At 70.0% G+C, this 23,172-nt stretch carries 25 protein-coding genes; 18 read left to right on the forward strand and 7 right to left on the reverse strand.

Annotated features, from left to right (window positions below; all coding sequences use genetic code 11):
* Positions 1-75: 75 nt before the first annotated feature.
* Positions 76-1,563: a GntP family permease gene (locus ACIQTP_RS15100; protein ID WP_403400454.1), complete on the forward strand. Its 1,488-nt coding sequence runs from the start codon at positions 76-78 to the stop codon at positions 1,561-1,563.
* Between the two features lie 86 nt (positions 1,564-1,649).
* Complete coding sequence (locus ACIQTP_RS15105; RefSeq protein WP_403399971.1) at positions 1,650-2,222, forward strand: hypothetical protein; 573 nt, start codon at positions 1,650-1,652, stop codon at positions 2,220-2,222.
* Between the two features lie 66 nt (positions 2,223-2,288).
* Here the strand turns inward: ACIQTP_RS15105 and ACIQTP_RS15110 are convergent, their stop codons facing one another.
* The 3 genes from ACIQTP_RS15110 to ACIQTP_RS15120 form a co-directional block, all read right to left on the reverse strand.
* Positions 2,289-3,626: a M14 family metallopeptidase gene (locus tag ACIQTP_RS15110; protein WP_403399973.1), complete on the reverse strand. Its 1,338-nt coding sequence runs from the start codon at positions 3,624-3,626 to the stop codon at positions 2,289-2,291.
* A 197-nt stretch (positions 3,627-3,823) separates the two neighbouring features.
* Positions 3,824-5,113, reverse strand: a complete 1,290-nt coding sequence (locus ACIQTP_RS15115) for a hypothetical protein (RefSeq protein ID WP_403399975.1) — start codon at positions 5,111-5,113, stop codon at positions 3,824-3,826.
* 102 nt (positions 5,114-5,215) lie between these two features.
* A complete protein-coding gene (locus ACIQTP_RS15120) occupies positions 5,216-5,731 on the reverse strand; it encodes a SigE family RNA polymerase sigma factor (protein ID WP_403399977.1) in 516 nt (171 codons plus the stop codon).
* Between the two features lie 149 nt (positions 5,732-5,880).
* On the opposite strand from ACIQTP_RS15120, the gene ACIQTP_RS15125 reads away from it, so the two are divergent.
* On the forward strand, positions 5,881-6,249 hold the full coding sequence (locus ACIQTP_RS15125) for a hypothetical protein (protein ID WP_403399980.1): 369 nt from the start codon (positions 5,881-5,883) through the stop codon (positions 6,247-6,249).
* Positions 6,250-6,261: 12 nt separating this feature from the next.
* Here the strand turns inward: ACIQTP_RS15125 and ACIQTP_RS15130 are convergent, their stop codons facing one another.
* Both ACIQTP_RS15130 and ACIQTP_RS15135 read right to left on the reverse strand, forming a co-directional pair.
* Entirely contained in the window at positions 6,262-6,453 is a 192-nt protein-coding gene (locus ACIQTP_RS15130; RefSeq protein ID WP_403399983.1) for a hypothetical protein, read from the reverse strand.
* Positions 6,454-6,464: 11 nt separating this feature from the next.
* Complete coding sequence (locus ACIQTP_RS15135) at positions 6,465-7,316, reverse strand: helix-turn-helix domain-containing protein (protein WP_403399985.1); 852 nt, start codon at positions 7,314-7,316, stop codon at positions 6,465-6,467.
* A 204-nt stretch (positions 7,317-7,520) separates the two neighbouring features.
* On the opposite strand from ACIQTP_RS15135, the gene ACIQTP_RS15140 reads away from it, so the two are divergent.
* On the forward strand, positions 7,521-8,024 hold the full coding sequence (locus ACIQTP_RS15140) for an ATP-binding protein (protein ID WP_403399987.1): 504 nt from the start codon (positions 7,521-7,523) through the stop codon (positions 8,022-8,024).
* Positions 8,025-8,185: 161 nt separating this feature from the next.
* On the opposite strand, the gene ACIQTP_RS15145 is transcribed toward ACIQTP_RS15140, so the two are convergent.
* Positions 8,186-8,638: a hypothetical protein gene (locus ACIQTP_RS15145; protein WP_403399989.1), complete on the reverse strand. Its 453-nt coding sequence runs from the start codon at positions 8,636-8,638 to the stop codon at positions 8,186-8,188.
* Between the two features lie 422 nt (positions 8,639-9,060).
* Positions 9,061-10,761, reverse strand: coding sequence for a chitinase (locus tag ACIQTP_RS15150; RefSeq protein ID WP_403399992.1), 1,701 nt, complete (start codon positions 10,759-10,761; stop codon positions 9,061-9,063).
* 377 nt (positions 10,762-11,138) lie between these two features.
* On the opposite strand from ACIQTP_RS15150, the gene ACIQTP_RS15155 reads away from it, so the two are divergent.
* The 14 genes from ACIQTP_RS15155 (at position 11,139) to ACIQTP_RS15220 (ending at position 23,152) form a co-directional block, all read left to right on the forward strand.
* Positions 11,139-12,014 carry a hypothetical protein gene (locus ACIQTP_RS15155; RefSeq protein WP_403399994.1) on the forward strand — a complete coding sequence of 292 codons (876 nt, stop codon included), beginning with the start codon at positions 11,139-11,141 and terminating at the stop codon, positions 12,012-12,014.
* Between the two features lie 82 nt (positions 12,015-12,096).
* Positions 12,097-12,810: a Flp pilus assembly protein CpaB gene (gene cpaB / locus ACIQTP_RS15160; RefSeq protein ID WP_403399996.1), complete on the forward strand. Its 714-nt coding sequence runs from the start codon at positions 12,097-12,099 to the stop codon at positions 12,808-12,810.
* A gap of 153 nt (positions 12,811-12,963) precedes the next feature.
* Positions 12,964-14,586, forward strand: coding sequence for a CpaE family protein (locus tag ACIQTP_RS15165; RefSeq protein WP_403400455.1), 1,623 nt, complete (start codon positions 12,964-12,966; stop codon positions 14,584-14,586).
* A complete protein-coding gene (locus ACIQTP_RS15170) occupies positions 14,583-14,951 on the forward strand; it encodes a TadE/TadG family type IV pilus assembly protein (protein ID WP_403399999.1) in 369 nt (122 codons plus the stop codon). Before ACIQTP_RS15165 ends, ACIQTP_RS15170 begins: the two co-directional genes overlap by 4 nt.
* Positions 14,952-14,995: 44 nt before the next feature.
* The gene (locus tag ACIQTP_RS15175) at positions 14,996-16,336 is read left to right on the forward strand and encodes a CpaF family protein (RefSeq protein ID WP_403400001.1); all 1,341 of its coding nucleotides are present in this window, start codon (positions 14,996-14,998) and stop codon (positions 16,334-16,336) included.
* Positions 16,337-16,364: 28 nt separating this feature from the next.
* Positions 16,365-17,306, forward strand: a complete 942-nt coding sequence (locus ACIQTP_RS15180) for a type II secretion system F family protein (protein WP_403400003.1) — start codon at positions 16,365-16,367, stop codon at positions 17,304-17,306.
* A gap of 16 nt (positions 17,307-17,322) precedes the next feature.
* Positions 17,323-18,213 (forward strand): DUF5936 domain-containing protein, encoded by an 891-nt coding sequence (locus tag ACIQTP_RS15185; RefSeq protein ID WP_403400005.1) that lies wholly within the window; start codon positions 17,323-17,325, stop codon positions 18,211-18,213.
* Positions 18,213-19,631: a sensor histidine kinase gene (locus tag ACIQTP_RS15190; RefSeq protein ID WP_403400007.1), complete on the forward strand. Its 1,419-nt coding sequence runs from the start codon at positions 18,213-18,215 to the stop codon at positions 19,629-19,631. The genes ACIQTP_RS15185 and ACIQTP_RS15190 overlap by 1 nt, the downstream gene beginning before the upstream one ends.
* A complete protein-coding gene (locus ACIQTP_RS15195; RefSeq protein ID WP_403400009.1) occupies positions 19,624-20,355 on the forward strand; it encodes a response regulator in 732 nt (243 codons plus the stop codon). The genes ACIQTP_RS15190 and ACIQTP_RS15195 overlap by 8 nt, the downstream gene beginning before the upstream one ends.
* A 102-nt stretch (positions 20,356-20,457) precedes the next feature.
* Positions 20,458-20,658, forward strand: a complete 201-nt coding sequence (locus ACIQTP_RS15200) for a hypothetical protein (protein WP_403400479.1) — start codon at positions 20,458-20,460, stop codon at positions 20,656-20,658.
* Positions 20,659-20,669: 11 nt separating this feature from the next.
* Complete coding sequence (locus ACIQTP_RS15205; protein ID WP_403400457.1) at positions 20,670-21,263, forward strand: pilus assembly protein TadG-related protein; 594 nt, start codon at positions 20,670-20,672, stop codon at positions 21,261-21,263.
* A gap of 15 nt (positions 21,264-21,278) precedes the next feature.
* On the forward strand, positions 21,279-21,875 hold the full coding sequence (locus ACIQTP_RS15210) for a hypothetical protein (RefSeq protein ID WP_403400011.1): 597 nt from the start codon (positions 21,279-21,281) through the stop codon (positions 21,873-21,875).
* Positions 21,876-21,877: 2 nt separating this feature from the next.
* A complete protein-coding gene (locus ACIQTP_RS15215; protein WP_403400013.1) occupies positions 21,878-22,534 on the forward strand; it encodes an OmpA family protein in 657 nt (218 codons plus the stop codon).
* 12 nt (positions 22,535-22,546) lie between these two features.
* On the forward strand, positions 22,547-23,152 hold the full coding sequence (locus ACIQTP_RS15220) for a dihydrofolate reductase family protein (RefSeq protein ID WP_403400015.1): 606 nt from the start codon (positions 22,547-22,549) through the stop codon (positions 23,150-23,152).
* Positions 23,153-23,172: the final 20 nt, after the last annotated feature.

The raw sequence follows: 23,172 nt of genomic DNA on the forward strand, positions 1-23,172 counted from the left end.
CCGTGATCCCCCCTGCCCGAAAGCCGCATGCCCCACTTACCCGACTGCAGAGGTCCCCCGCCCATGTCCTCGCTCATGTCCTCGCCCATGCCCCTGCTCGCCGCCACCACCGCACCACCGGTCCCACCCCACACCGGCGGCCTGATCGCCCTCATCCACGGCACCGCCGGTCTGCTGACCGTCGCCGCGCTCGGCATCGCCCTGCTCCTCGTCCTGATCATCAAGGCGAGACTCCAGCCCTTCGTGGCGCTGCTCGCGGTCTCCATAGCCGTCGGCCTCGCGGCCGGTCTCTCCGTCACCGAACTCTTCGGCACGGTCCAGCGCTCCGACGCCGTCTCCCTCATCGAGTCCGGCATGGGCGGCACCCTCGGCCACATCGCGATCATCATCGGGCTCGGCACGATGCTCGGCGCGATCCTCGAAGTCAGCGGCGGGGCCGAGGTGTTGGCGTCCCGGCTGCTGAACCTCTTCGGCGAGGAGCGAGCGCCCCTCGCCATGGGCCTCACCGGCCTCATCTTCGGCATCCCGGTCTTCTTCGACGTCGGCATCTTCGTCCTCGCGCCGATCGTGTACGCGGCAGCCAAGCGCGGCGGCAAGTCGATCCTGCTCTACTGCCTGCCCCTGCTCGCGGGCCTCTCCATGACCCACGCGTTCCTGCCGCCGCACCCGGGCCCGGTCGCCGCCGCGGGACTGCTCCACGTGCAGCTCGGCTGGGTCATCCTCATGGGCATCGTCTGCGGCATTCCCGCCGTCCTCGCAGCCTGGGCCTGGTCCGCGTGGATCGGCAGGCGGATCTTCGTCCCCGTACCGCAGGACATGGCCGAGGCCGCCGACGAGGCGAGGGCCGCGCTGGTCGAGGAGCAGCGGGCCGCCGGGGTCGCGCCGCAGGAGAAGCCGGTGCCGCTCGGCACGGTCCTGGCCATCATCGGTACGCCGCTGGTGCTGATCCTGCTCGCGACCTTCTCCTCGATCGCCTTCGACCCCTCCACGGGCCGCTCGGTCATCGAGTTCTTCGGGCACCCCTTCGTCGCGCTGACGATCGCGCTGCTGCTGGCGTACTACCTGCTCGGCATCCGCCGCGGCTGGTCCCGCAAGTCGCTGGAGACGGTGTCCACGGCCTCGCTGAAGCCGGTCGGCAACATTCTGCTCGTGGTCGGCGCGGGCGGGGTCTTCGGCGCGGTCCTCAAGGGCAGCGGGGTCGCCCAAGCCCTCTCCGACACCTTCAACGACGTCGGCCTGCCGGTGATCGTCCTCGCCTACCTCATCTCCCTGGTCCTGCGCGTCGCCCAGGGCTCGGCCACGGTCGCCATCGTCACCACGGCCGGCATCGTGGCCCCGCTGCTGACCGAGGGCGACCACTCCCAGGCCTTCGTCGCCCTGGTCATCATGGCGATCTCGGCGGGCTCCATCTTCGCCTCGCACGTCAACGACGGCGGCTTCTGGATGGTCGCGAAGTACTTCGGCATCTCCGAACGGGACACCCTCAAGACCTGGACGGTCCTGGAGTCGGTGCTGTCGGTGGCGGGCTTCGCGGTGGCGGCGGTGGTGAGCCTGTTCGTGTAGGTACGGGGCGTCTTCGTACAACAGTCGCGTTGCCAACTTGGGGGCTGGCTGTGTCCGACACAGGATCTTCGACCATACTGCCCGCTGTGGAGCAGCGCATAGGTTCGAAGAGCCAGCCCCTGGACGCCGCCGCGGTGAACCCGGCGTACATCCCCGGGCTCACGTCACCCGCGAAGGCGGGGCCGGAGGACGCGGCCGTCGAGGAGGCCGAGTCCGAGGAGACCGCCCCCAAGGCGGCCGGGTCCGAGGAGGCCGGGTCCGAGGAGGCGGTCGTCGAGGACGCCGCCCCCGAGGACGAGGTCTCCGACGAGGCGCCCGCCGAGGACGCCTCCGAGGAGGAGGCCGCCCCCGAACCCGACCCGGACGGGCCGGTGTTCGAGGCGTCCGACCGGCGCGCCTCGATCAAGGCCGACCACAGCGGCGTACACCTGCGCCTGGACGACCAGGAGGCGGAGTTCCGCTGGGACGAGATCGGCGCCGTCGAGACGGAGTCGCCCCGGTTCGGGAAGCGGTTCACCATCACGGTGCACACCCCGGACCGCCGCTGGTACCCGATCGAGATCGAGGCGACGGCCCGGGCCCGCTTCAAGGAGTGGGAGGACCAGCTGGACGCGGTCCTGGACGCCTACTTCGAAGACGGTGAGGAGAGCGCCCCGTAGGGGCGCGGGGAACTGCGCCCAGCCACATCCGGCCCGCAGTTCCCCACCCACCGGTCTGTCCCACTCCTAGCTGCAGTACTGCGTCGCCTTCCCGATCGACCGGTACATGCAGTCCGCGTTCTCCAGCAACTGCAACACCGCGTCCCGGTTCCGCGAGGTCTCCCGCTCGATGACCTCGTCGGGCGGGTAGAACCCACCACCGGAACTGGACGTCGGATACATCTCGAAGGTGTAGTCGAAGATCTTCTGGGAGCCCCAGAGATAGTCGTCGATCGACCCGTCGGTGATGTACAGGTCGCTGGACTGCTCCGGGGTGTACCCGTTGCTGGCCGCCATCTTCTGGCCGACGGCCTTGAACGCGGCGGCGTCGTCCGCGGTCATGCCGGTCGCGGTGTCGGCGGTGGTGTACCCGAAGGGCCACAGCACGAGTTCGCTGTACGTGTGGAAGTCGATGCCTGCCTTGATCTGCTGCTTCCCGCCGACGACCCGGCCGCGCACGAAGTCGGCGACGACCTTCACCTCGGGCGCGGACTCGGCGGAGGCGCCGCGGTAGGTCTCGGAGGACGTGGAGCCGGACGAGCCGCCGCAGCAGCCCCACTTGTAGTTCCAGTTGCGGTTGAGGTCCGTACCGACGTACGAGGAACCGGAGTTGGGCTGGCGGTTCTTGCGCCACGAGCGGTAGGAGCCGGTCGCGATGTCGTACTCGCCGCCGTCCGGATTGAGGTCGGGGACGATCCAGATCTCGCGGTTGTTCACCATGTTGGTGACCCGGGAGTCGCTGCCGTACCCCGCCCCGAGCTCGCGCAGCAGATACAGCGCCATCTCGACGGTCAGGTGCTCGCGGGCGTGCTGGTGGAAGGTGAGGAGGACCTCGGGCTCGTTTTCGTCGGTGGCCACGTTGTCGCTGACCTTGATGGCGACGATGTCCCGGCCCTGGTACGACTTCCCGATCACCTGCTTGCTCATGATGTTCGGGTAGGCCGCGAGCCGCTGGTCGATCTCCGTGTTCATCTCGGCGTAGTTGTGGTACTTCGCGTCGGCCGAGGGGAAGTCGAGGAGGCGGACGTCACCGGCGCCGTTGGACCGGTTCGGGGCGGACCCCAACAGGGAGACCTCGTAGCCGAGTTGGCGCAGCTTTTCGACCTGGTCGGCGCGGCCCGAGACGACGACGGTCTCCTCGTCGGCCTCGTCCACGGTGACACCGGTCCGCTGGATGGCGGTGCGGGTCACCGGGGTGGTGCGCTGGTGGATCTCGTACTGGCGGATGTCGTCGGACGAGGGCGCGGGGGCCTTCGCTCCGGTCGCCGTGGCGTGGGTGGCGGTGGCGGTGATCGGGGCGGCGAGGGCGAGCGCGAGCAGGGTCGCGAGGGTGATGGTGCGCCTGCCGCGTCTGTGAAGTCGCATGAAGTCTCCTTGGCGGAGTGTGGGGGGTGGAACCAGTGCGACGTACGGAGTGCGGGTGTGGCGCTCATGGTGAGTGTTTGGCATGGGCAGGTCAAGAGTCGATAAAGGGCCGGTGGCGGAAACCGGACATGCGGCGGGCCCCGCCGGCAGGTCTGCCCGACGGGGTCCGATCCGAGTCGTGAGAGAGGTGAGGGAACTCAGCCCAGGCCGCGCCACTTCGCGCTGAGGGCGATCGCCCGGAGCTGCTTCGTCGTGAGCGCGGGGGCGGTGCGCGTCGCGGCCGTCTCCTGGCTGCCGGAGTTGAAGGCGCTGACCACCACGCGGAACCCGTCGGTCCTGATGGTGTCGGCGGTCCACATGACGACGCCGGCGCCGCCCTTCTCGCCCGGTTCCTTGTGCGTGACGACCTTCGTGCCGTCGGCCAGCGTCTCGGCGTCCGCCCCGAAGAGCTGGTGCTCGACGTCCGACATGTTCGGCTGCACGTTGATCTGGACCAGGCTCCTGCCCTTGCCGTCGTCGAGGACGACATAGGCGTACCCGCTGTCCGGGCCGCTCTTGGCGACCACCTTGACGCCCTTGGGGAGCAGCGAGACGAGTGTGGAAGCGACCGCGCCGCCGTCGATGCCCGAGGGCTGTGCGGGCGCCGCCGTCGGGGCCTTGGGGTCCACCGGGATCGCGTCGACGACGCCCAGCCACGCGCCGGCCGTGGCGAGTGTCTTCAACCGCGCCGTGGACAGCGGGGGTTCGGCCCTGCTGACCGGCGCGCCCTTCTCGGCCGCGGCGTTCCATTCACTCACGCTTACGTGCTGGCCCTTGGGGGTGACGAGGTCCGCCGTCCACAGCTTCGTGTCCGCGCGGCGGTCCGGGTACTCGTAACCCTGGAAGAGCTTGAGCGCCGAGCCGTCGGGCAGCCTGGTCACGACGCAACTGTCGTACGGTGTCGAGACCTTGTCCGGACACCCGACGGTCTGGCGGGCCTGCTCGCTGCCCGGCAGGACCCGGTTGAAGCCGACGGCGATGGCCGCCTTGCCCTTGCCGTCGTTGTAGACGACCTGTGCGTACGGCGGCAGCTGTTCGTGAGTGCCGCGTGCTTCCGCCGATCCGAACTCGCCCCGCGGGAGCAGCTTCTCGAGGATGCCGACCAGTTCGTCGCCGGTGTACGACGTCTTGGGGGCGGCCGAAGCGGTGGGGGACTTCGCGCCGGTGGCCACGGACTGCCGCCCGTCGTCGCCCCCCGGTACGAGGAGTGCCCCGCCGAGGCCCACGAGCGCGACCGAGGCCAGGCCCCCCACGACGGCGGCTCTGCGCCTCAGCAGCAGTCGGTGGCCGCGCGTCTCGCCGGCGGCCACCAGGGCGCGCCGGTCGGTCTCGTAGGCGCCACCTGCCTGGTGCAGGGCCTCGCCGAGCCGTTCCTCGAAACGGTCCTCGTAGCCGTGGTCCTGGTCCTGGTCCTGGTCGTGTTCGTGGTCGCGGTCGTCAACGGGCATGGCGAATCACCCTCTCTGCTCTCCGTAAGGGCTGTCTGTCGGAGCTGTGGGTCGGAGCTGTGGGTCGGAAGTCTCGGTACGGTCGTCGGCGCCGGGTCGGCGTCAGGGTCTGGCGTGCTCGCCGAGGGCGTCCCCGAGAAGCAGCCGCAGCCGGGCGAGCGCGCGGGTGCAGCGGGTGCGTACGGCGGCCGAGCTGACGTTCATGGCCTCGGCGGTCTCCTCGATGCTGCGGTCCTCCCAGTAGCGCAGCACGACCACGGCCCGGTCCTTGGCGGACAGCCGGCCGAGTGCCTCGACCAGGGTCAGCCGCAGGGGCGTGTCGGTGTCGGCCGCGCGCGGGTCGGGAAGGTCGGGGAAGGCGTCCGTGGCGCGTTCCCGGCTGCTGAGGCGCCGCCGGTGGGCGAGGAAGGTACGGGTGAGGACGGTCTGGGCGTACCCGGCGGGGTTGCCGACGCGGGAGACCCGGTACCAGCGGACGTACAGGCGACCGAGGGTCTCCTGCACCAGATCCTCGGCGAGATGCGTGTCCCCGCCGGTGAGCAGACAGGCCGAACGGTAGAGATGCCCCGCTCGCGCCGCCGCGAACTCGGCGTACTCGTCCCCCCGGACCTGCCTCATCCCGCCCCCGTGTCTTTGGTACCGCCGCCTTCACTCCATTGATGCGCCGGCCCCCCGGAAATGTTTCAGCCGACGGAAAGAAGGTTCAAATGCGGCCCACAGGGGCCCTCCACGTAGGGGGTGCGCGTACGCAGGGATAGGTTGCCGGAGTGACAGACCAGCCGCCCCCTTCCACCCCGCCGGGCTTCGGCCCGCCCCCGCCGCAGTACGCCCCGCAGCCGTCCCGGCCCTCGGCGCCCGGCCCGGAGTTCCTGGCGGTCGACAAGCACAACTCGGTCGTTGTCGACGCGTCGGGTGTGGCCTTCGAGATGTACGACATCACGGTCGACTTCCCCTGGCCCGAGATCCGCAGCGTCCACTACAAGGCGAGCCCCAACGGCAAGGCCCTGATGGTCGCCGTGGTCCACCTCGACGGCAGGGTCTACGAGTGCGTGGTGAACGCGAAGCCGCGGGAGTTGTTGCGTGGGTGGTTCGCACAGCTGGCGTGGGTGCTGGGGTACTACCGGCCGATGGGGTAGCCGTCCGCCGGCTCAGAGGAGATGGTCGGCCCTGCCCGCCTTGATGTCGAGGATCATGGTGCGGAGCGCTTCGCGGGTGTCGGTGAGGTAGGTGTCTTCGGCGCCGGCTATGGCGATGTAGGCGTTGCCGTCGGGGTCGGTGCCGAGGCGGAAGCAGCTGGCTCCTTCGCCGCAGAACGCGTCCTCCCAGGTGATGTTGTCCATCGGGCGTCTCCTCACAGACTGTTGGCGATGTCGCGGATGAAGTCGCGTGATGCCTCTGGGGAGAGGGCCATGCGTTCCATCCAGTCCAAGTGCGCACGGTACTTGGCCAACTGCGCGGCCCCGCCGAGGAATTCCGGGCCGTGGGAGTTGTCGACCTGGACGGTGTCGAGCTGCGGCACGGACGCTGCCAGGTAGTTGACCGTGTTGCCGGCGCCGGGGAACGTCCCTGCGGCGAAGGGGATGACCAGGAGATGGATCGGCGGCCGCTCCGACAGACTGAGCAGGTGCTCCAGCTGGGCGCGGGCCACCTTGCGGCCACCGAACTGCATGCGCAGCACGGCCTCGTGCACCAGGCCGACGTACTCGGGCGGGTTCTCGCCTTCCAGTACTTGCTGCCGCTCCACTCGGTAGGCGAGTCGCAGGGCGACCTCGCGCTCGGGCAGCGGTGGCAGCACGGCCCTGAAGAGTTCGAGAGCGTGATCGCTGGTCTGCAGTACCCCCGGAACATGGATGGTGTGGGCCGTGCGCATCCTGACCGCGTATGACTCCAACTCCGCGATGTCCAGCAGGCTGGAGGGAAGGGAGCCCCGGTAGCGCTCCCACCAGCCACGACCGCTGGGCTGAGCCATGGCCACCAGCGCCTCCACGTACGCCGGGTCCGAGCAGTCGCAGTTGCAGGCCAGGGTGCGCAGCCGCTCTGGGCTGATGGTACGGATACCCGTCTCTACGTTGGAGATCTTCGCCCGGTCGAGTCCGAGCAGCCCGGCGGCATGGTCTGCGGTCATTCCCGCCGCCGTCCGCATCTTGCGCAGCTCGGCGCCCAGACGCTTCTGACGCTCCGTGGGTGTCGTCCTCGGTGGCATGGCCTCCCTCTCGCGCGGCTCGGCAGCAGTCTGCCGCTACTGACCGTCGATGGACCACGTATGGGTCAATTTCTCTACTGAGGTGGCAATGTAACCACCATTCCCCCTACGTTGAGTAACGCACCCGGCACCGACGGCAGTTGGAAGTGCACCGCAGGCCCCTGCCCGCGACAGGCCACCGCTGCCCTCCCCCCAGGAGGACCGATGTCCCCATGCCCCCTCGCGACCGCCTACCCCGCCGACCCCACCCGGCCCAGCCCCGAAACCCTCGCGTACAGCCTCACCCTCCCGGCGGCGCTGGCCAGCCCGACGCTCGCGCGAGCGGCCACGCGCGCGTTCCTCGCGGCGCACGATCTGCGCGACATCATGGACGCGGCGCTGCAGGCGGTCGGTGAACTGACCGCGGCCGCGTGTCAGTTCACCGAATCCCCCGACTTCTACCTGTCGCTCCGCTACCGGGGTGGCGCCTTCCGCGTGATCGTCTACGACCGTCACCCGCGCCACACCCACCCCCGCCTGGCTGCCGCCTGCGACGCCCGCCGCCGCGCGGCCCTGCGCGTCCTGGCCTGTGTATGCCGGGCCTGCGACGGCGACTGGGGCTTCGGGGAGTCGCGGGAGCCGGGCGGGGGGACGCGGATGTGGGCGACGCTGCCGCGGGCGAGCGCGGCGGCGTACGGCTCACAGTCGAGCGCCCCCCGCCCCGCGTGACGACTCGACCGAGGGTGCGGGGTGAGCGCATCCTTGGGCGACGATCGGTATCAGAGGAAGAGAAGCGGGACATCAACAGAACGAGCCCCACATCCTCCCCTCCTCCTCTTCCTCCTTGCGAGTTGGTCGCGGCCGCCGAAGAGCGGCTGTGACCAGGGAATTCAAGGCCTGCCCTCATACGGGCCGCCCCGGAAGTACATGCTCCCGTGCAGGCGGGGACGGTCACCGCGCTCATGTGCGGCGTCCGATCGGTCGGCAGGTGCTGACCGCTTGGCCAGCGCTCGCAGCGTCTCCAGGCCGGCCAGGACCTCGGAGCGATTGTCCGACCTCTTCATCCACGGTGGCAGCCGCGCGAACATCGCCATCGTCGGCCGCGCCCCGCCCCGCTCGCGCAACCGCGCACCGACGTAGGCCGAAAGTCCGTCGATGTGCTCCTCGTTGTAGGCCCACAGGACGTGGCCGACGCAGCGGGTCTGCAGCCAAAGGGGCTGCCAGAAGAACGGATCCTCACTACCGCCCAGTACCGCGCCGACCAGACCGGCGCCCCGCACCTCGGGTTCCCAGCCGACGACGGCACCGCACCCTCCGCAGGCCAGACGGCGTGGCTGGAACAAAAGCTCGCTGAAATACCTGGGTGCGGGAAGACCGGGCCGAGGCGCCACGAGCGCACGGCCGCCGCACTGCGGGCAGACCACAAGCATTCGTCCCGCGTACTGGGCCAACCAGCCCCCTGGGTCGTCATGGCGCGCCGGAGCGTCACCCGGCTCAGAATCCATGGCGAACACCCTCGCAGGTTCGGGCCGCGGCCCGCGATCTGATGGTGACGCTTTTGTCCAGCAGGCCTTCAGCAGCCCTTCAGCCGGCCGAAGGGGCCCTGCGGAATCCCTCACCGGCCAGGACTCTGCCGACCCAGGCCAGGTCGCCGGAACAACGCGGCCCGCCACCGCCGAGACCGTTCGCACCTGGCAACAAGCCGGGATGCGGTGACTGGTCCGGGTGGGGCGGGCCGTGTTCAGGGGGCGTGGTGACAGATGCGTCAGCCGAGCGCGTGCACGTGCGCCCCCACCGAGTTCGACCACGCGTTGCCCGCCGCCGCGTCCCAGTTCGTCGACCAGGTCATGGCGCCGCGCAGGTCCGGGTAGGTCTTGGAGGGCTTGAAGGAACCGCAGTTGGTGCCCTTGGCCAGGCAGTCCAAGGCGTTGTTCACCACCGTCGGAGACACATAGCCGCTGCCCGCGCCGCTCGTCGAGGCCGGGAGGCCCAGGCCCACCTGGGAGGGGGCCAGGCCGCCCTGGAGCTGGATGCAGGCGAGGGCGGTGAGGAAGTCGACCGAGCCCTGGCTGTAGACCTTGCCGTCGCAGCCCAGCATCGAACCGCTGTTGTAGTACTGCATGTTGACGACCGTCAGGATGTCCTTGATGTTCAGGGCGGTCTGGAAGTACGTGTTCGACGTGGACTGCATGTCGATCGTCTGCGGGGCCATCGTGATGATGAGAGACGAGCCCGCCTTCGAGGAGAGGGACCGCAGGGCCTGCGTCATGTACGTCGCGTTGAGGCCGTTCTCCAGGTCGATGTCGACGCCGTCGAAGCCGTACGTCTGCATGAGGGAGTAGACGGAGTTCGCGAAGTTCGTCGCGGACGTGGAGTCGCTGATCGACACCGTGCCGTTCTGGCCGCCGATGGAGATGACGACCTTCTTGCCCGCGGCCTGCTTGGCCTTGATGTCCGCCTTGAACTGGTCGACCGTGTAGCCGCCGAGCCCGGCCGAGTCGAGGTTGAAGGTCACCGCGCCCGGCGTGCCCGTCGCGTCCGCGAACGCCACCGCGATGATGTCGTACTGCGACTGCACGGCGGAGATCTTCTGGACCGTCGCGCCGTTGTTGAAGTTCTGCCAGTAGCCCGTGACGGCGTGCTTGGGCAGGGAGCCACCGCCCCCGCCGCCCGAGGACGCGGTCGTCGTGCCCGTCACCGCCGTCGACTTCGCCGACTCACCCGCCGCGTTCGTCGCCGTGACCTGGAAGGAGTACGAGGTGGAGGCCGCGAGGGACGAGACGGTCGCCGATGTTCCCGTCGTCGACTGGACCTTCGTACCGGCCTGGTAGACGTTGTAGCCCGTCGCGCCCGACACGGTGTTCCAGGAGAGGGAGACGGAGGAGGACGTGGTGGAGGAGACCGTCAGACCGGTGGGTGCCGCCGGGACCGTGGGGGCCGGGTCGCCGCCTCCGCCGCCGTCGGGCCCGAAGACCGAGAGGTCGTCGGCGTAGTACGGGGCCTGGCCGTACCACCCGTGCGTGTACACCGTCACCGAGGTCGTTGACGCGCCCGTGGTGAAGGTGGTCGAGAGCTGTTTCCAGGAGGCGGAGTCGGGGGTCCAGGTCGAGACGTCCGTGGTGCCGGTGCCCGTCACGCCCAGATAGGCGTACCCGCCCTGCAGCCACGCACTCAGCGTGTACGTCGAGTTGGGCTTGACCGCGACGGCCTGGGTGCATTGGGCGTTGTCCTGCCCGGCGGGCGTGCCCTTGAGCGCGGCCGAGCCACCGTGCACCGGCGAGGAGACGGTCGTACCGCTGCCCGCCGTACAGGTCCAGTTGCTCAGGCCCGACTCGTAGCCGCCGTTCTTGGCGTTGTTGACGTCCGCGGCCTGGGCCTGGCCGGCCAGACCGGTGAGGGAGAGGACGGAGGCGGTGACGGCGGCGGCCAGGACGCCCGCCCATCTCCGTCGGGGCGGTCGGGGCATACGTATGACGCGGTCCACTGGGACCTCCGGTGAGGGGAGGAGAGGGGGAGGGAGGAGAGGGGGAGAAGGGGGGTGCGGAACGGTGGCCACCGTCGGACGTTGCTGGCGTACAAGTTGGTCCAGACCAATTGGGTTGTCAAGACCTCTGGTGGGTGACGGGGGCGGGTGGTCGTCTCAACGAGCCCACGGGGTGGGCGACTTGTGGCATATTCGTCTCACTCTCCGTTGATCAAGGCCGTACCTTCCGTGAGTTGATCTGGAAGATTCGGTGTTGAGGCGGCCATGCCGTGGATATGGTGCTGATGCAAGAGGACGTCACAGGGGCCATCTGAGGCGGTGGTCGACCACCCCGCCACAGCGAACGGGGTGTGTGCAGCGTGCCGACCGCGATAGCCGTCACCAGTCCCGATCTGGTGCTCCCGCCGCACGACCGGCAGACCCCACCCGCCGTGGTCCAGCCCCTCGGCAGTCTCGAAAGCTCCCTCACGGGCATGCACGCCCTCATCGAGCAGCACGGGTACGTCATCTCGCTCTACCCGGCCTCGGTCGAGGACGCGGTCACCCGGCGGCTGCACACCGTCCGCTCCGTCCTGGAGAGTGACCGCATCGCCCTGCTCGGCATCGACCTGCCACCGCTCGGAGTGGCGTTGCTGGCCCAGCAGTTGCGGCAGTTGTCGGTCTGCGACTTCAGCCCGGGCGTGCTCGCCTCCGCCGCCCGGCTGCTCGCCCACTACATCTACGCCGGCGCCCTGCTCGGCTCGGTCGCCAAGCTCGACCGGGTCCCGGTGACGCTGAAGTCGCACGCCAAGTCATGGGTGCCGGGCGCCCAGTTCGCCGTCCTGTCCCATCCACGCCCGCAGCTGGCCCGGATCGGACAGGACGAGCTGACCGGGCCCGAGTTCGGCACCCGGCTGCTCGTCGCCGCGGGCCAGCCGCCCTCCGACTGGGTCACCGCGACCCTCGCGCCCGCCTGGCGTGTGCAGGGCGTCGCGACCGTGCCGCTGCCGCAGGAGTCGGCGCGCTGGTGGGGCACCACCAAGCTCGCCGAGTTCGCCGCCGGTCTGTACGACGTCTCCGTGCTCTACCAGCTCGTGTCGTCCGTCCGCCGGGAGGAGTGCCACTGGTGCGGCCTCGAACTCATCGGTGACCGCTGCGGGTTCTGTGCCGCGCCGCTGCCCCCGCCTCCCGAGCTTCCGGCGGCCACGGTGCGGGCAGCATCCTCAGTACGCGCTCTGCCCCGAGGCGCAACGTGAGCATCCGCAGTACACGTGAAGAGCACCAGGCACGACCGCTCGACCCCGCCGTCCCCGCCCCACGATCGAGGTTGTCCGCGTCATGAACTCACGCCAGCGCCGCGGCGTCATCCTGCTGGTCCTCTCGGTCCTGTGCGCCCTGGGCGCCTTCGCCGGAGTGCTCTCGGTGATCCGCGACGTGAACTCCAAGGTCGGCCCGGAGGTGGCGGCGTACCGCCTGAAGGACGACATCGCGCCCTACAAGGAGCTGTCCGCCGACCAGTTCCAGAGGGTCTCGATGCCCAAGCGCTGGCTGTCGAGCACGGCGGTCACGAACCTCGGTCAGATCCGCGGGAAGATCGCCGTCACCCAGCTCCAGAAGGGCTCCCTGCTCCAGACCGACATGATCGTGGACCGGCCGGCGCTGGCGGCGGGCCAGCAGGAGATCGCGATCATGATCGACGCGGCGACCGGTGTGGCCGGAAAGATCGACCCGGGCTCCAGGGTCAACATCTACGCCACCTTCAAGGCCGAGAACGACAAACAGAAGGACCAGTCCAAGGTCATCGTGGCGAACGCCCGCGTCATCGACGTCGGCAAACTCACCGCCCTCGACCCAGGCCAGTCCAGCAACGACCGGCGCAACAGCGCCACCCAGGCCGTCCCCATCACCTTCGCGCTCGACACCGCGGACGCCCAACGCGTCGCGTACGCCGAGTCGTTCGCCGAACACGTCCGCCTCGCCCTGGTCGCGGGCGGCTCCGACGCGACCGTCGCCCCCGGCGACCGTACGTACACCCTCGACGAGGACAAGTAGGAGGCCGCGCATGAGGTCCATCCCCACGGGGCTGCGCCGATGGCCCCGCACGAGGCAGACGACTACGGGGTCAATCACTACGAGTGCGGCGACTACGAGGCCGACGACCACGAGTGCGACGACTACGGGGCCGACGACTACGGGGCAGCGCCGATGACCATCCGTATCCTCCCGGCCGTCAGTGACGTCGACTCGGCCCGCGCGCTCGCCACCTTGCTGAGCCAGCTCGCGGACGCCGAGCCGGCCCCGCCCGTCCCCGACTCGACGGCGCTCCTCGACACCCTGGCGCGGCTCGCCGCCGAGTCCCTCGACGAACTGCCCGAAGTGGTCCTGGTCCACGAACGCATAGGTCCCGTACCGGCGTTGGACCTGATCCGAGACGTCGTCATGCGCTTCCCCGCGATCGGCGTCGTCTTCATCACCGCGGACACCAGCGCCGGTGTCCTCACCGCCGCCATGGACTCCGGCGCCCGCGGCATCATCGGCCTCCCGCTGGGCTACGACGCCCTCGCCGAACGCGTCCAGGCCGCCGCCGGGTGGTCGCTCGGCATGCGCCGCCACCTCGGCAGCGGCACGCCCGACCTGTACGCGGGCCCCGGCGGCACCGTCGTCACGGTCACCGGGGCGAAGGGCGGCGTCGGAGCGACGGTCACCGCCGTCGAACTCGCCCTCGCCGCCCAGGCGTCGGGGCGCAGCGTCGCGCTGGTGGACCTCGACCTCCAGTCCGGGGACGTGGCCTCGTACCTGGACGTCCAGTTCCGGCGGTCGATCGCCGACCTCGCCGGAATCAGCGACATCAACCCCCGCGTCCTCCAGGACGCCGTCTACACCCACGACAGCGGAGTGGGCCTGCTGCTGGCCCCGGCCGAGGGCGAACGCGGTGAGGAGGTCACCGACCGGGTGACCCGCCAGGTCCTGTCCGCCCTGCGCTCCCGCCACGACATCGTGGTCGTCGACTGCGGCGCCCAGATGAACTCCGCGACCGCCGCGGCCGTCGAGATGGCCGACCGGGCCCTCCTCCTCGTCACCCCCGACGTGGTCGCCGTGCGCGCCGCCAAACGCATGGTCCGCATGTGGGACCGCCTCCAGATCCGCAAGGCGGAGGAGACGACCACGGTCGTCAACCGTTTCGCCCGCGGTACGGAGATCCAGCCCTCCCTCGTCGAACGCGTCACCGGCACCAAGGTCGCCCGCACCCCCGTCCCCGCCGCCTTCAAGGAACTCCAGTCCGTCGTCGACGCGGGGCGCCTCCAGGACCTGGACACCCGCTCGACGGTCAAGCAGGCGCTGTGGGCGCTGGCGGGGGAACTCGGGCTCGTGGTCGCCCAGGAGACCGGCGGGGGCGGCGGAAGGCGCCGCAAGGCCTCCTCGGACCGGGGCGCACTGGCCCTGCGGCGCAAGGGCGGCGACCGGGGCGCGGTCACCCTCGAATTCGCCGGCATGTTCCCCATCCTGCTCGTCGTGATGACGATCCTGTGGCAGTGCGTGCTGTACGGCTACTCGTACTCGCTGGCCGGGAACGCGGCGGACGAGGCGGCGCGGGCGGCGACGGCGGCGTACGCCGTCAACCACGGGGACTATCAGGGCGCGTGCGCGGCCGCCGGAAGCAAACACCTGCCCGGTTCCTGGCAGGGCGCCACCATCGACTGCGGCCCGGCGGGCTCGGTCATGAAGGCCACCGTCGACGTCAAAGTGCCCCTGTTCTTCCCCGGCTTCGACGCCGGGTGGCGCGTGAAGGGGAACGCGGGCGCCGCGCTGGAGGGGAACAACGGATGAGGCCCTTACGGTGGCTGAGGCGCCGGCTCCGCGAGGACCGGGGCGTCTCCATGCTGGAGTTCGCCGGTTTCCTGCCCATCCTGCTCGTCATCGGAATGGCCGCCATCCAGCTCGGCCTCATCGGATACGGGATCAACCAGGCGGGGACGGGGGCGCGGGCGGCGGCACGGGTCGCCTCGCAGGGCGGCGACGGCTCGGCGGCCGGACATGCCGCCGTGAGCGGCTGGCTCAACCCGAACGTGCCACCGCCCGCTCAAGACACCGACGTCACCACCGCCACAGTCCAGGTCACGGTCCCCGGCGTCATCCCCCTCTTCGGCCCCTACACCGTGACCCGCCACGCCACCATGCCCACCGACAACTGACCCGGAAACGGACCACCGACGAATGACCGGGAGGAGCTGAACCCATGAGCCTGCGCAGCCGACTCTCCACCCCCGACGAGTCGGGCCCCGCCCGCGAGGACGGACACCTCGTCGCCGTCTACCGAGCCAAGCTCCTCGAGGAGATCGACCTCGCGGAGATGTCGAGCCTGGCGGCGGCCGAACGCCGGGTACGCCTGGAGCGCGTGCTCGGCCACATCATCAGCCGTGAGGGCCCGGTCCTGTCCTCCGCCGAGCGCTCCCAGCTGATCCGGCGGGTCGTCGACGAGGCCCTCGGCCTCGGCGTCCTCGAACCGCTGCTCGCCGACGCGTCGATCACCGAGATCATGGTCAACGGGCCGGAGTCCATCTTCGTGGAGCGCGCGGGACGGGTCGAACAGCTCCCGCTCCGCTTCGCCTCCCACGACCAGCTGATGCAGACCATCGAGCGCATCGTCTCCACGGTCAACCGCCGCGTCGACGAGTCCAACCCCATGGTCGACGCCCGGCTGCCCACCGGCGAGCGCGTCAACGTCATCATCCCGCCGCTCGCCCTCACCGGCCCCACCCTCACCATCCGCCGCTTCCCCCGCGCGTACACCCTGCCCGAACTCATCGACCTCGGCACGCTCGACGAGCAGATGCTGATGCTGCTCGCGGCCTTCGTGCGGGCCCGTTTCAACGTCATCGTCAGCGGCGGCACCGGCAGCGGGAAGACGACCCTGCTCAACGCCCTCTCCGGCCTGATCCCGGCCCGCGAGCGCATCATCACCATCGAGGACTCGGCCGAACTCCAGCTCCAGCAGGAACACGTCATCCGGCTGGAGTCCCGCCCCCCGAACGTCGAGGGCAAGGGCCACATCACCATCCGCGACCTCGTCCGCAACTCCCTCCGTATGCGGCCCGACCGCATCATCGTCGGCGAGGTCCGCGGCGGCGAGACCCTCGACATGCTCCAGGCGATGTCGACCGGCCACGACGGGTCCCTGGCCACCGTCCACGCGAACTCCGCCGAGGACGCCCTCATGAGGCTCCAGACCCTCGGCTCGATGTCCGAGGTCCAGATCCCCTTCGAGGCGCTGAAGGACCAGATCAACTCGGCCGTGGACGTCGTCGTCCAGCTCACCCGCCACGCCGATGGCTCCCGCAAGGTCACCGAGATAGCCCTGGTCGTCTCACACGGCCGCGAACAGTTCCGCGTCGTCCCCGTCACCCGCTTCGTCCCCCGCCCCGCAGGACCCGACCGTGTCGTACACGGCCGTTTCGAGCACCTTCCGGTGCCGCGCCAGGTCGCCGAGAGGCTGTACGTCGCAGGCGAACCGCTGCCGCCCGCGTTCGGCGTGGCCGAGGTCCTCGACGTACTCGACACGAGGCGGGCCATCGGATGACCGACTACGCCCCCGAAGGGAGGCAGCCATGAACGACCCCGCACTCCTCGCCCTCGGCGCCACCGTGCTGTGCGGCACCCTCGCCGTCGCGGGCGTCCACACGTACGCCTCGGGCCGTGCCCAGCGCCAGGCCCTCGTCGACCGCCTCTCCGGCGGTGGCCCGCTGCGCACCGCGGCCGGCCGCGTACGCCGTTTCGCCGCGATCGACCGCCGACTGCGCCGCACCCGCCTCGGCCGGACGATCCACCTGCGCCTGTCGGCGACGGGCCTGGACGTGACGGCGGGGGAGTTCGCCACGTACGTCACCGCCGTCGTCGTCGCGCTGTGGCTGATCGCCGCGTCGGTGCTGGCCCCCTTCTTCGGTCCGATCGCCGCCCTCGTGGGCGTGTGGAGCGCGGCCGTCTTCCTCAACTGGCAGCGCCAGAAACGCATCGAGGCCTTCATCGGCCAACTGCCCGACGTGGCACGCCTGCTGGCCAACGCGACCGCCGCGGGACTGGCCCTGCGTACGGCACTGGCGATGGCGGCGGAGGAGCTCGAAGCGCCCGCTGGCGAGGAACTCGCCCATGTGGCCGACCAGTTGATGCTGGGCCGCACCATCGACGACGCACTCGGCGAACTCTCCGAGCGCCTCCCGTCCCGCGAGCTGATCGTCCTCGTCACGACCCTGGTCCTCGCCAACAAGGCGGGCGGCTCGGTCGTCAGCTCCCTGCGCAACCTCACCCACACCCTGGAGGACCGCAAGGAGACCCGCCGCGAGGTGCGCACCATGCTCTCCGAGGTCAACGCCACCGCCTTCACGGTCCCGATGCTCGGTCTGGGCTCGCTGCTCCTGATCAACTCCTCGAACGAGGGCGCCCTCGCCCGCGTCACCGGCTCCGGCCTCGGCCAGACCCTCGTCCTGATCTCGCTCGGCCTCTACACCGTCGGCTTCTTCGTCATCCGCCGCCTCGGCAAGATCGAAGTCTGAGAGAGGAGGGGTCACGTTGCTCGCGCTGCTGCTCGCCCTCCTGACGGCCGGGGCCGTCGCGGGCGCCCTGCTGGGCATCCGCATGATCCGTGCCGACGCCAAACTCCCGAGCGACCTCGCGCTCGCCCTGGAGATCGGCGGAACCCGCGTCTCCACGGCCGAGTCCGCCGTCGACCGCCTCGGTATGCGCTTCGCGCCCACGGTCCTGCGCCTGATGGGCCCCCGCCGCGTCGAGGCCAAACGCCGCCGCATCGACATGGCGGGCAACCCCGGCGGCCTGACCCTCAACCGCTACGCCGCCCGCCGCGCGGTGTACGGCATCTTCGGCGTCGTACTCGGCCTCGTCTTCCTCTCCAACGGCCAGCTTCTCTTCGCCGTCCTCACCCTGGCCTTCGGGCTCGTCGCCGCCGACGCCCTGATCTGGCAGGCCGTCCGCGAACGCAAGGAGGTCATCGACCGCACCCTCCCGGATTTTCTGGACGTGTTGGCCGTCGTGGTCTCGGCGGGCCTCGGTTTCCGCCAGGCGCTGGACCGGGTCGCGGAGAAGTACGAAGGCCCCTGGGCGGACGAACTGCGCATCACGCTGCGCCAGATGGACATGGGCGTGAGCCGCCGCCAGGCCTTCGACGAACTGCGCAAGCGCAACTCCTCCGAGCAGGTCGCCCAGTTCGTCTCGGCGCTCCAGCAGGGCGAGGAGCTGGGTTCCCCCATCGCCGAGACCCTCATCCAGCTCGCCACGGACATGCGCCGCACGGACGCCCAGAACGCCCGGCGCCGCGCCGCCAAGACCATCCCCAAGGCGACGATGGTGACCCTCGTCTTCATGCTCCCGGCGACGATGATCCTGATCGCCACGGGCATGTTCCTGGGGTCGGGCACGAACTTCGGTTCGATCCTGGGCCGCTGATGACCAGCCGCCGTACACCCATGCCGCGCCCGTCGCCGCTCTCGACGCTGTCCACTCTCCCGCTGTGGCTGACGCGGCCCCCGCCGTGGCTGACCCGGCTGTGGGCGCGACGGCACCTCGCGAGCACGGAGGACGGCTACCTGGCCGACGACGCCCCGGCCCCCGGAAGCATCCGCCTCCAGCTCAACGCCCTCCAGGCGCTGTGCCGCCAGGCCTTCGGCGTCCGCCTCGCCGCGATCGCGATCGGCGCCCCCTTCGCGATGACCAACGCCGTGGACGGCCCGCCCCGCTACACGGTCCTGGCCGCCGCCGTCCTCGGTGTCATGGGCTCGTACGCCATGCTCAGGGACTGGGACCGGTTCGGCCCCCGCCTCCTCGCGCACCCCGGCCTCATGGCCGTGGACCTGACCTTCGGCGCGGTCCTGCTCCTGACGGCGTCCCCCGCGTCCCCGCTCGCGTACGCGACCGTCTGCACCCCACTCCTGGCGGGCCTGCTGTACGGCTGGCGCGGCTCGGGCATCTTCACCGGCCTCCAGCTGATCGTGCTGGTGACGGTGTACAGGGCCTGGCAGCACCACCCGGGGTCCGGCGCCAGCACCCTCCTTGTCGCGGGCTTCTGCGTCTGCGCCGGCATCATCGGTGTCACCCTGCGAAACCTCATGTTCCGCTTCGGTACGGCGAGTCAGGCGCTGTCGGAGGCGAACTCCCGGCTGGCCGTCGCCGAGGCGGTGGAGTCCGAACGGGCCCGCCTGGCCCGCGAGATGCACGACTCGGTCGCGAAGACGCTGCACGGCCTGGCCCTGGCGGCCGAGGCCCTCGCCAGCTCGGCCGCCGCCGCGGACGCGGACCCGCGCACGCTGGGGCGGCAGGCGACGATCGTCGCGGGCGCGGCCCGCCGGGCGGCCGCGGAGTCCCGCGACCTCCTCTCCGACCTGCGCCGCCACACGGACCTCGCGAGTGCGAACACGGACGTCCTGTCCGAACTCGACGCCCGGGTGCGGGCCTTCGAGTCCCGCACCCACCTCCGCACTTCCCTCCACCACCGGGGCGAGCCGCCGATCCTCCCGTACGCCACCGCCCACCACGTCCTGGCGATCGTGTCCGAGGCGCTGGAGAACGCGCACCGCCACGCGGACGCGACGCGGGTGACGGTGGAACTCGACGTGTCGGAAGCCGAGTGCGCCGTACGGGTACGGGACGACGGAGTCGGTCCGCCCCCTCCCGTCGCCCTCGACGACCTGACCAGATCCGGCCACTTCGGTCTGCTCGGCATGGCGGAGCGAGCCGCGTCGCTGGGCGGCCGTATCGACCTGAACCGTTCCCCGCAAGGAGGCGCGGAGATCCACCTGACCCTCCCGCGATCCTCCGCCGTCCCCCACCCTCCCCCCACCCCCCAAGAGGAGGCCGCACATGCCTGACCAGGCACTTCCCGGCCCGAACCTCCGTGTACTCGTGGCCGACGACAACCCGGTCGTCCGGGCCGGCCTGGCCGCGCTGCTCGACGGCCACCCGGACCTCGAGGTCGTCGCGCAGGCGGCCGACGGCGAGGAGGCCATCGCGGCCGCCACCCGGCTGCGCCCGGACGTCGTACTCCTCGACGTCCGCATGCCCGGCACGGACGGCCTGACGGCCCTTCCCGCCCTCTCCCTGCTCGCCCCCGTGATGATGCTGACCTACAGCCGCGAACCCGAGGTCGTGGCCGAGGCGTTGCTCCGCGGAGCGGTCGGTTATCTCGTCCACGGCGAGTTCACGGCCGCCGAACTGATCTCCGCCGTAAGGGAGATACGGCACGCGAGGGCGACTGTCCCGGATTCACTCGGTGTTTCGTACGAACCGAACGATTTCCCTTCGCATCTGCAACCACTTATGGGACAGTCGTCGAGGGGTCGCCCCGGCTATGCGGCGAGGCTGCGCCGTCGCGTGCCCAACCGGCTCAACTTCGGCCTGAGTTCACGAGAGGTGGAGGTCATGGATCTCATCGCGTCCGGCATGAGCAATCAGCAGATCGCCGCCGCGTGCTTCATCAGTGAGAAGACCGTCAAGAACCACATCAACCGCATCTTCGCGAAGCTGCACAGTTCTTCGCGCAGTGAAGCGATCGCCCACTGGCTGGGCACGGCACGTGAGGGGTGGAGCCGATGACTCCACCCACGCGAAGTTGGGCCCCTGGGCCCACCCGGAGTAGGCGGGGTCTCACGTACGGTGCTCGGGTCGGTAGTTGCGTCGCGCGGGAGGGCAGTGACGATGAACAGGTTCGACAGGTGGACGCGGACCGTTGTCGCCCGGATGCGGGGCGAGGGACGGGACGCGGGAGCCGGGTTCGTGGAGTACGCGGGGTTGATGATCCTCATTGCGGGGATCTTCGTAATGATCAAGGGTTTGAATCTGGCCGGCACGATCTCGGGAGCGATCGGGACCGCGATCAACAACGTCGTCGGCGGCTGACCGCCGTACACCTGCGGGGAGACCGAGGGCAGACCCTTCCTATCTACATTTGGCTGACAGGGATTCTGCTCTTTGCCGCCTTCGCCTTCTTCGCTTTCGCCCAAGCAGCGTCCGCCCGGAATGGAGCTCAATCCGCGGCGGACGCTGCCGCGTTGGCGGCGGCACGGGATGCCCGTGACGAGTTGATGACACGCTTGGGCGATGCCATCGGCCAGGACGACAACTGGTTGGACTGGCTTGACGGCGTGCAAGGGCCACAAGGTGCGGGAACCGCCGCCGCGGCTGGGCAGTTGGCCGCCGCAAACGACTCGACGTTGCAGGGCGTGCAGCCCGTCACGAGAAACGGATACCCGGGGTACCAGGCCGACATCCAGACCAACTACACGGTCGGCAAGTCGATCATTCCCGGTACGGAGGGCAGGCACGCGACGGCCCATGCCACCGCTGTCATCCAGCCGCGCTGCGACTTCGATCCGGCCACGGATCCCAAGAAGCCCGTCGAACTGAACTGCGACGGACGGATCGTCAACATCGATCCCGGAAAGTTCGATCCGGTCGACCTTCCGGACGCGTCCGTGCTGTTCTCTGTGCATCTGGCCGAGTGAGAGGAAGCCGTACCGATGGATCTCCGGCACACCATGAAGGGCCGCAGGGCGCTGAGCACGGTGGCGATCACGACTGGGCTGCTCCTCATGGTGGCCGGCTGCGGAGGGGGAGGCAGCGGAAAGTCCGACAAGGGGTCTTCGTCCTCGTCGTCCTCCGCGACGAACAGCAACGGTGGTACGACGCAATCGAAGGCCCCTGAGTCCGCCGCCGCCCCGCTCGCCGAGGTCAAGGGCGAGAGCGGTCTGGTGCTCACGGTCACGTCCGCCAAGCGTGACGGGGGAGGCTTTGTGACCGTTGAGGGGACGGTTACGAACAACACGAGCGCCCTGTGGGTCGCGGCGGAGTGGCTCGGCGACGAGAGCGAGCTGGCCAGGAACGGCGGCTCCATCGCCGGCGCCAGTCTGATCGACCAGAAGGGCAAGAAGAAGTACCTCATCCTCCGGGACACCTCCGGCCGGTGCCTGTGCACGAAGTTCACCGGCGGCGTCCGCCCGGGCGCGACCGCCGACTGGTTCGCCCAATTCCCCGCACCCCCCGCCGACACCACCAACGTCGACTTCCAGGTCGGCTCCATGCCCCCCGCCTCCATCCAGATCTCCGACGGCGAGTGACCATGGCCCTCCCACCCCGCAGCGCCGCGACCACGCTCACGGCCCTCGCCGTACTGGCCGCGCTGACCCTCACAGGCGGCCCGGCGCACGCCGACGGCACCGGCCCCAGCGCCCCGCCGGGCAGCGTCACCACCTCCCCACCCCCCACCGTCGACCCCACCAGCCCCGGCCTGAAGCTCGCCGACGGCGCCACGCTCGCGCCGGCCAAGGTGTTGGACATCAAGTCGGTCGTCGAGGACCTCGGGGGTGAGGAGCGGCGGGAGGACACGAACTCGGACGTGACGTTCGCGTTGCAGGCCGAGGTGCTGTTCCCCAAGGACAGTTCGAAGCTGAACCCCGACGCCCGTTCCCGTATCCAGGCGATCGCGGACGAGATCAAGAACCAGAAGGCGACGACGGTCAGGGTGTTCGGGTTCACCGACAACCTCGGCTCGTACGCCCACGGCCTGGTCCTCTCCAAGAAGCGCGCGGAGATCGTCCACGACGAACTGGCGGCGGCGCTCGGCTCGACGGACGTCACCTTCGAGGTGCGTGGCTACAGCGAGGACTACCCGATCGCGGACAACACCTCGGAGGAGGGCCGCCGGAAGAACCGCCGGGTGGAGGTGACGTTCCCACGCGGTGCGGCGAACAGTGGTTCCTCGGGAGCCCAGAGCTGAGAACCTGGTGTCATGAGAAGAATCGTCCTGATGATGTCGGTGTCCCTGGACGGATTCATCGAGGGACCGAACCGCGAGATCGAGTGGCACCGCGTCGACGCGGAGCTGCACCGCCACTTCAACGAGGAGATCAGGAAGCTCGGCGGCCTGCTGGACGGCCGGGTGACGCACGAGCTGATGGCAGAGTTCTGGCCGACGGCCGACCAGGATCCGGACAGTACGGCCGAGATGGTCGAGTTCGCGGGGATCTGGCGGAACATCCCCAAGTACGTGTACTCGCGGACGCTGGAGCGGGCCGACTGGAACACCACGATCGTCCGGGACGTCGTACCGGACGAGGTCAGGGCGCTCAAGGAACAGCCCGGCGGGGACCTCGGCCTCGGCGGCGCCGACCTCGCGGCCGCGTTCCTGCGGCACGACCTGGTCGACGAGTTCCGGGTGTACGTCCATCCGGTGCTGATCGGCCGCGGCAAACCCCTGTTCCCGGAGTCGCACACCCTGACCGGTCTCCGGTTCGTCGAGTCGAGGACCTTCGGCAACGGGGTCGTACTCCTGCGCTACGAGCGCGACGGCACCGCCCCCGTCACCGCCACCGACCCCGCAACCGCCGACGCGTAAAGGTGTTGTCCGCGAGCCGG

It is taken from the genome of Streptomyces sp. NPDC090798 (assembly GCF_044768965.1).
Classification (GTDB): domain Bacteria; phylum Actinomycetota; class Actinomycetes; order Streptomycetales; family Streptomycetaceae; genus Streptomyces.

Excerpts from the sequence above, each read along its gene's own strand:
- ACIQTP_RS15110 (WP_403399973.1), bottom strand. The coding sequence starts at position 3,626 with ATGCGACTTCACAGACGCGGCAGGCGCACCATCACCCTCGCGACCCTG.
- ACIQTP_RS15190 (WP_403400007.1), top strand. The coding sequence starts at position 18,213 with ATGACCAGCCGCCGTACACCCATGCCGCGCCCGTCGCCGCTCTCGACG.
- ACIQTP_RS15170 (WP_403399999.1), top strand. The coding sequence starts at position 14,583 with ATGAGGCCCTTACGGTGGCTGAGGCGCCGGCTCCGCGAGGACCGGGGC.
- cpaB (WP_403399996.1), top strand. The coding sequence starts at position 12,097 with ATGAACTCACGCCAGCGCCGCGGCGTCATCCTGCTGGTCCTCTCGGTC.
- ACIQTP_RS15210 (WP_403400011.1), top strand. The coding sequence starts at position 21,279 with ATGGATCTCCGGCACACCATGAAGGGCCGCAGGGCGCTGAGCACGGTG.
- ACIQTP_RS15135 (WP_403399985.1), bottom strand. The coding sequence starts at position 7,316 with ATGCCACCGAGGACGACACCCACGGAGCGTCAGAAGCGTCTGGGCGCC.
- ACIQTP_RS15195 (WP_403400009.1), top strand. The coding sequence starts at position 19,624 with ATGCCTGACCAGGCACTTCCCGGCCCGAACCTCCGTGTACTCGTGGCC.
- ACIQTP_RS15140 (WP_403399987.1), top strand. The coding sequence starts at position 7,521 with ATGTCCCCATGCCCCCTCGCGACCGCCTACCCCGCCGACCCCACCCGG.
- ACIQTP_RS15215 (WP_403400013.1), top strand. The coding sequence starts at position 21,878 with ATGGCCCTCCCACCCCGCAGCGCCGCGACCACGCTCACGGCCCTCGCC.
- ACIQTP_RS15115 (WP_403399975.1), bottom strand. The coding sequence starts at position 5,113 with ATGCCCGTTGACGACCGCGACCACGAACACGACCAGGACCAGGACCAG.
- ACIQTP_RS15120 (WP_403399977.1), bottom strand. The coding sequence starts at position 5,731 with ATGAGGCAGGTCCGGGGGGACGAGTACGCCGAGTTCGCGGCGGCGCGA.
- ACIQTP_RS15130 (WP_403399983.1), bottom strand. The coding sequence starts at position 6,453 with ATGGACAACATCACCTGGGAGGACGCGTTCTGCGGCGAAGGAGCCAGC.
- ACIQTP_RS15100 (WP_403400454.1), top strand. The coding sequence starts at position 76 with ATGTCCTCGCCCATGCCCCTGCTCGCCGCCACCACCGCACCACCGGTC.
- ACIQTP_RS15165 (WP_403400455.1), top strand. The coding sequence starts at position 12,964 with ATGACCATCCGTATCCTCCCGGCCGTCAGTGACGTCGACTCGGCCCGC.
- ACIQTP_RS15175 (WP_403400001.1), top strand. The coding sequence starts at position 14,996 with ATGAGCCTGCGCAGCCGACTCTCCACCCCCGACGAGTCGGGCCCCGCC.
- ACIQTP_RS15220 (WP_403400015.1), top strand. The coding sequence starts at position 22,547 with ATGAGAAGAATCGTCCTGATGATGTCGGTGTCCCTGGACGGATTCATC.
- ACIQTP_RS15200 (WP_403400479.1), top strand. The coding sequence starts at position 20,458 with ATGAACAGGTTCGACAGGTGGACGCGGACCGTTGTCGCCCGGATGCGG.
- ACIQTP_RS15150 (WP_403399992.1), bottom strand. The coding sequence starts at position 10,761 with ATGCCCCGACCGCCCCGACGGAGATGGGCGGGCGTCCTGGCCGCCGCC.
- ACIQTP_RS15180 (WP_403400003.1), top strand. The coding sequence starts at position 16,365 with ATGAACGACCCCGCACTCCTCGCCCTCGGCGCCACCGTGCTGTGCGGC.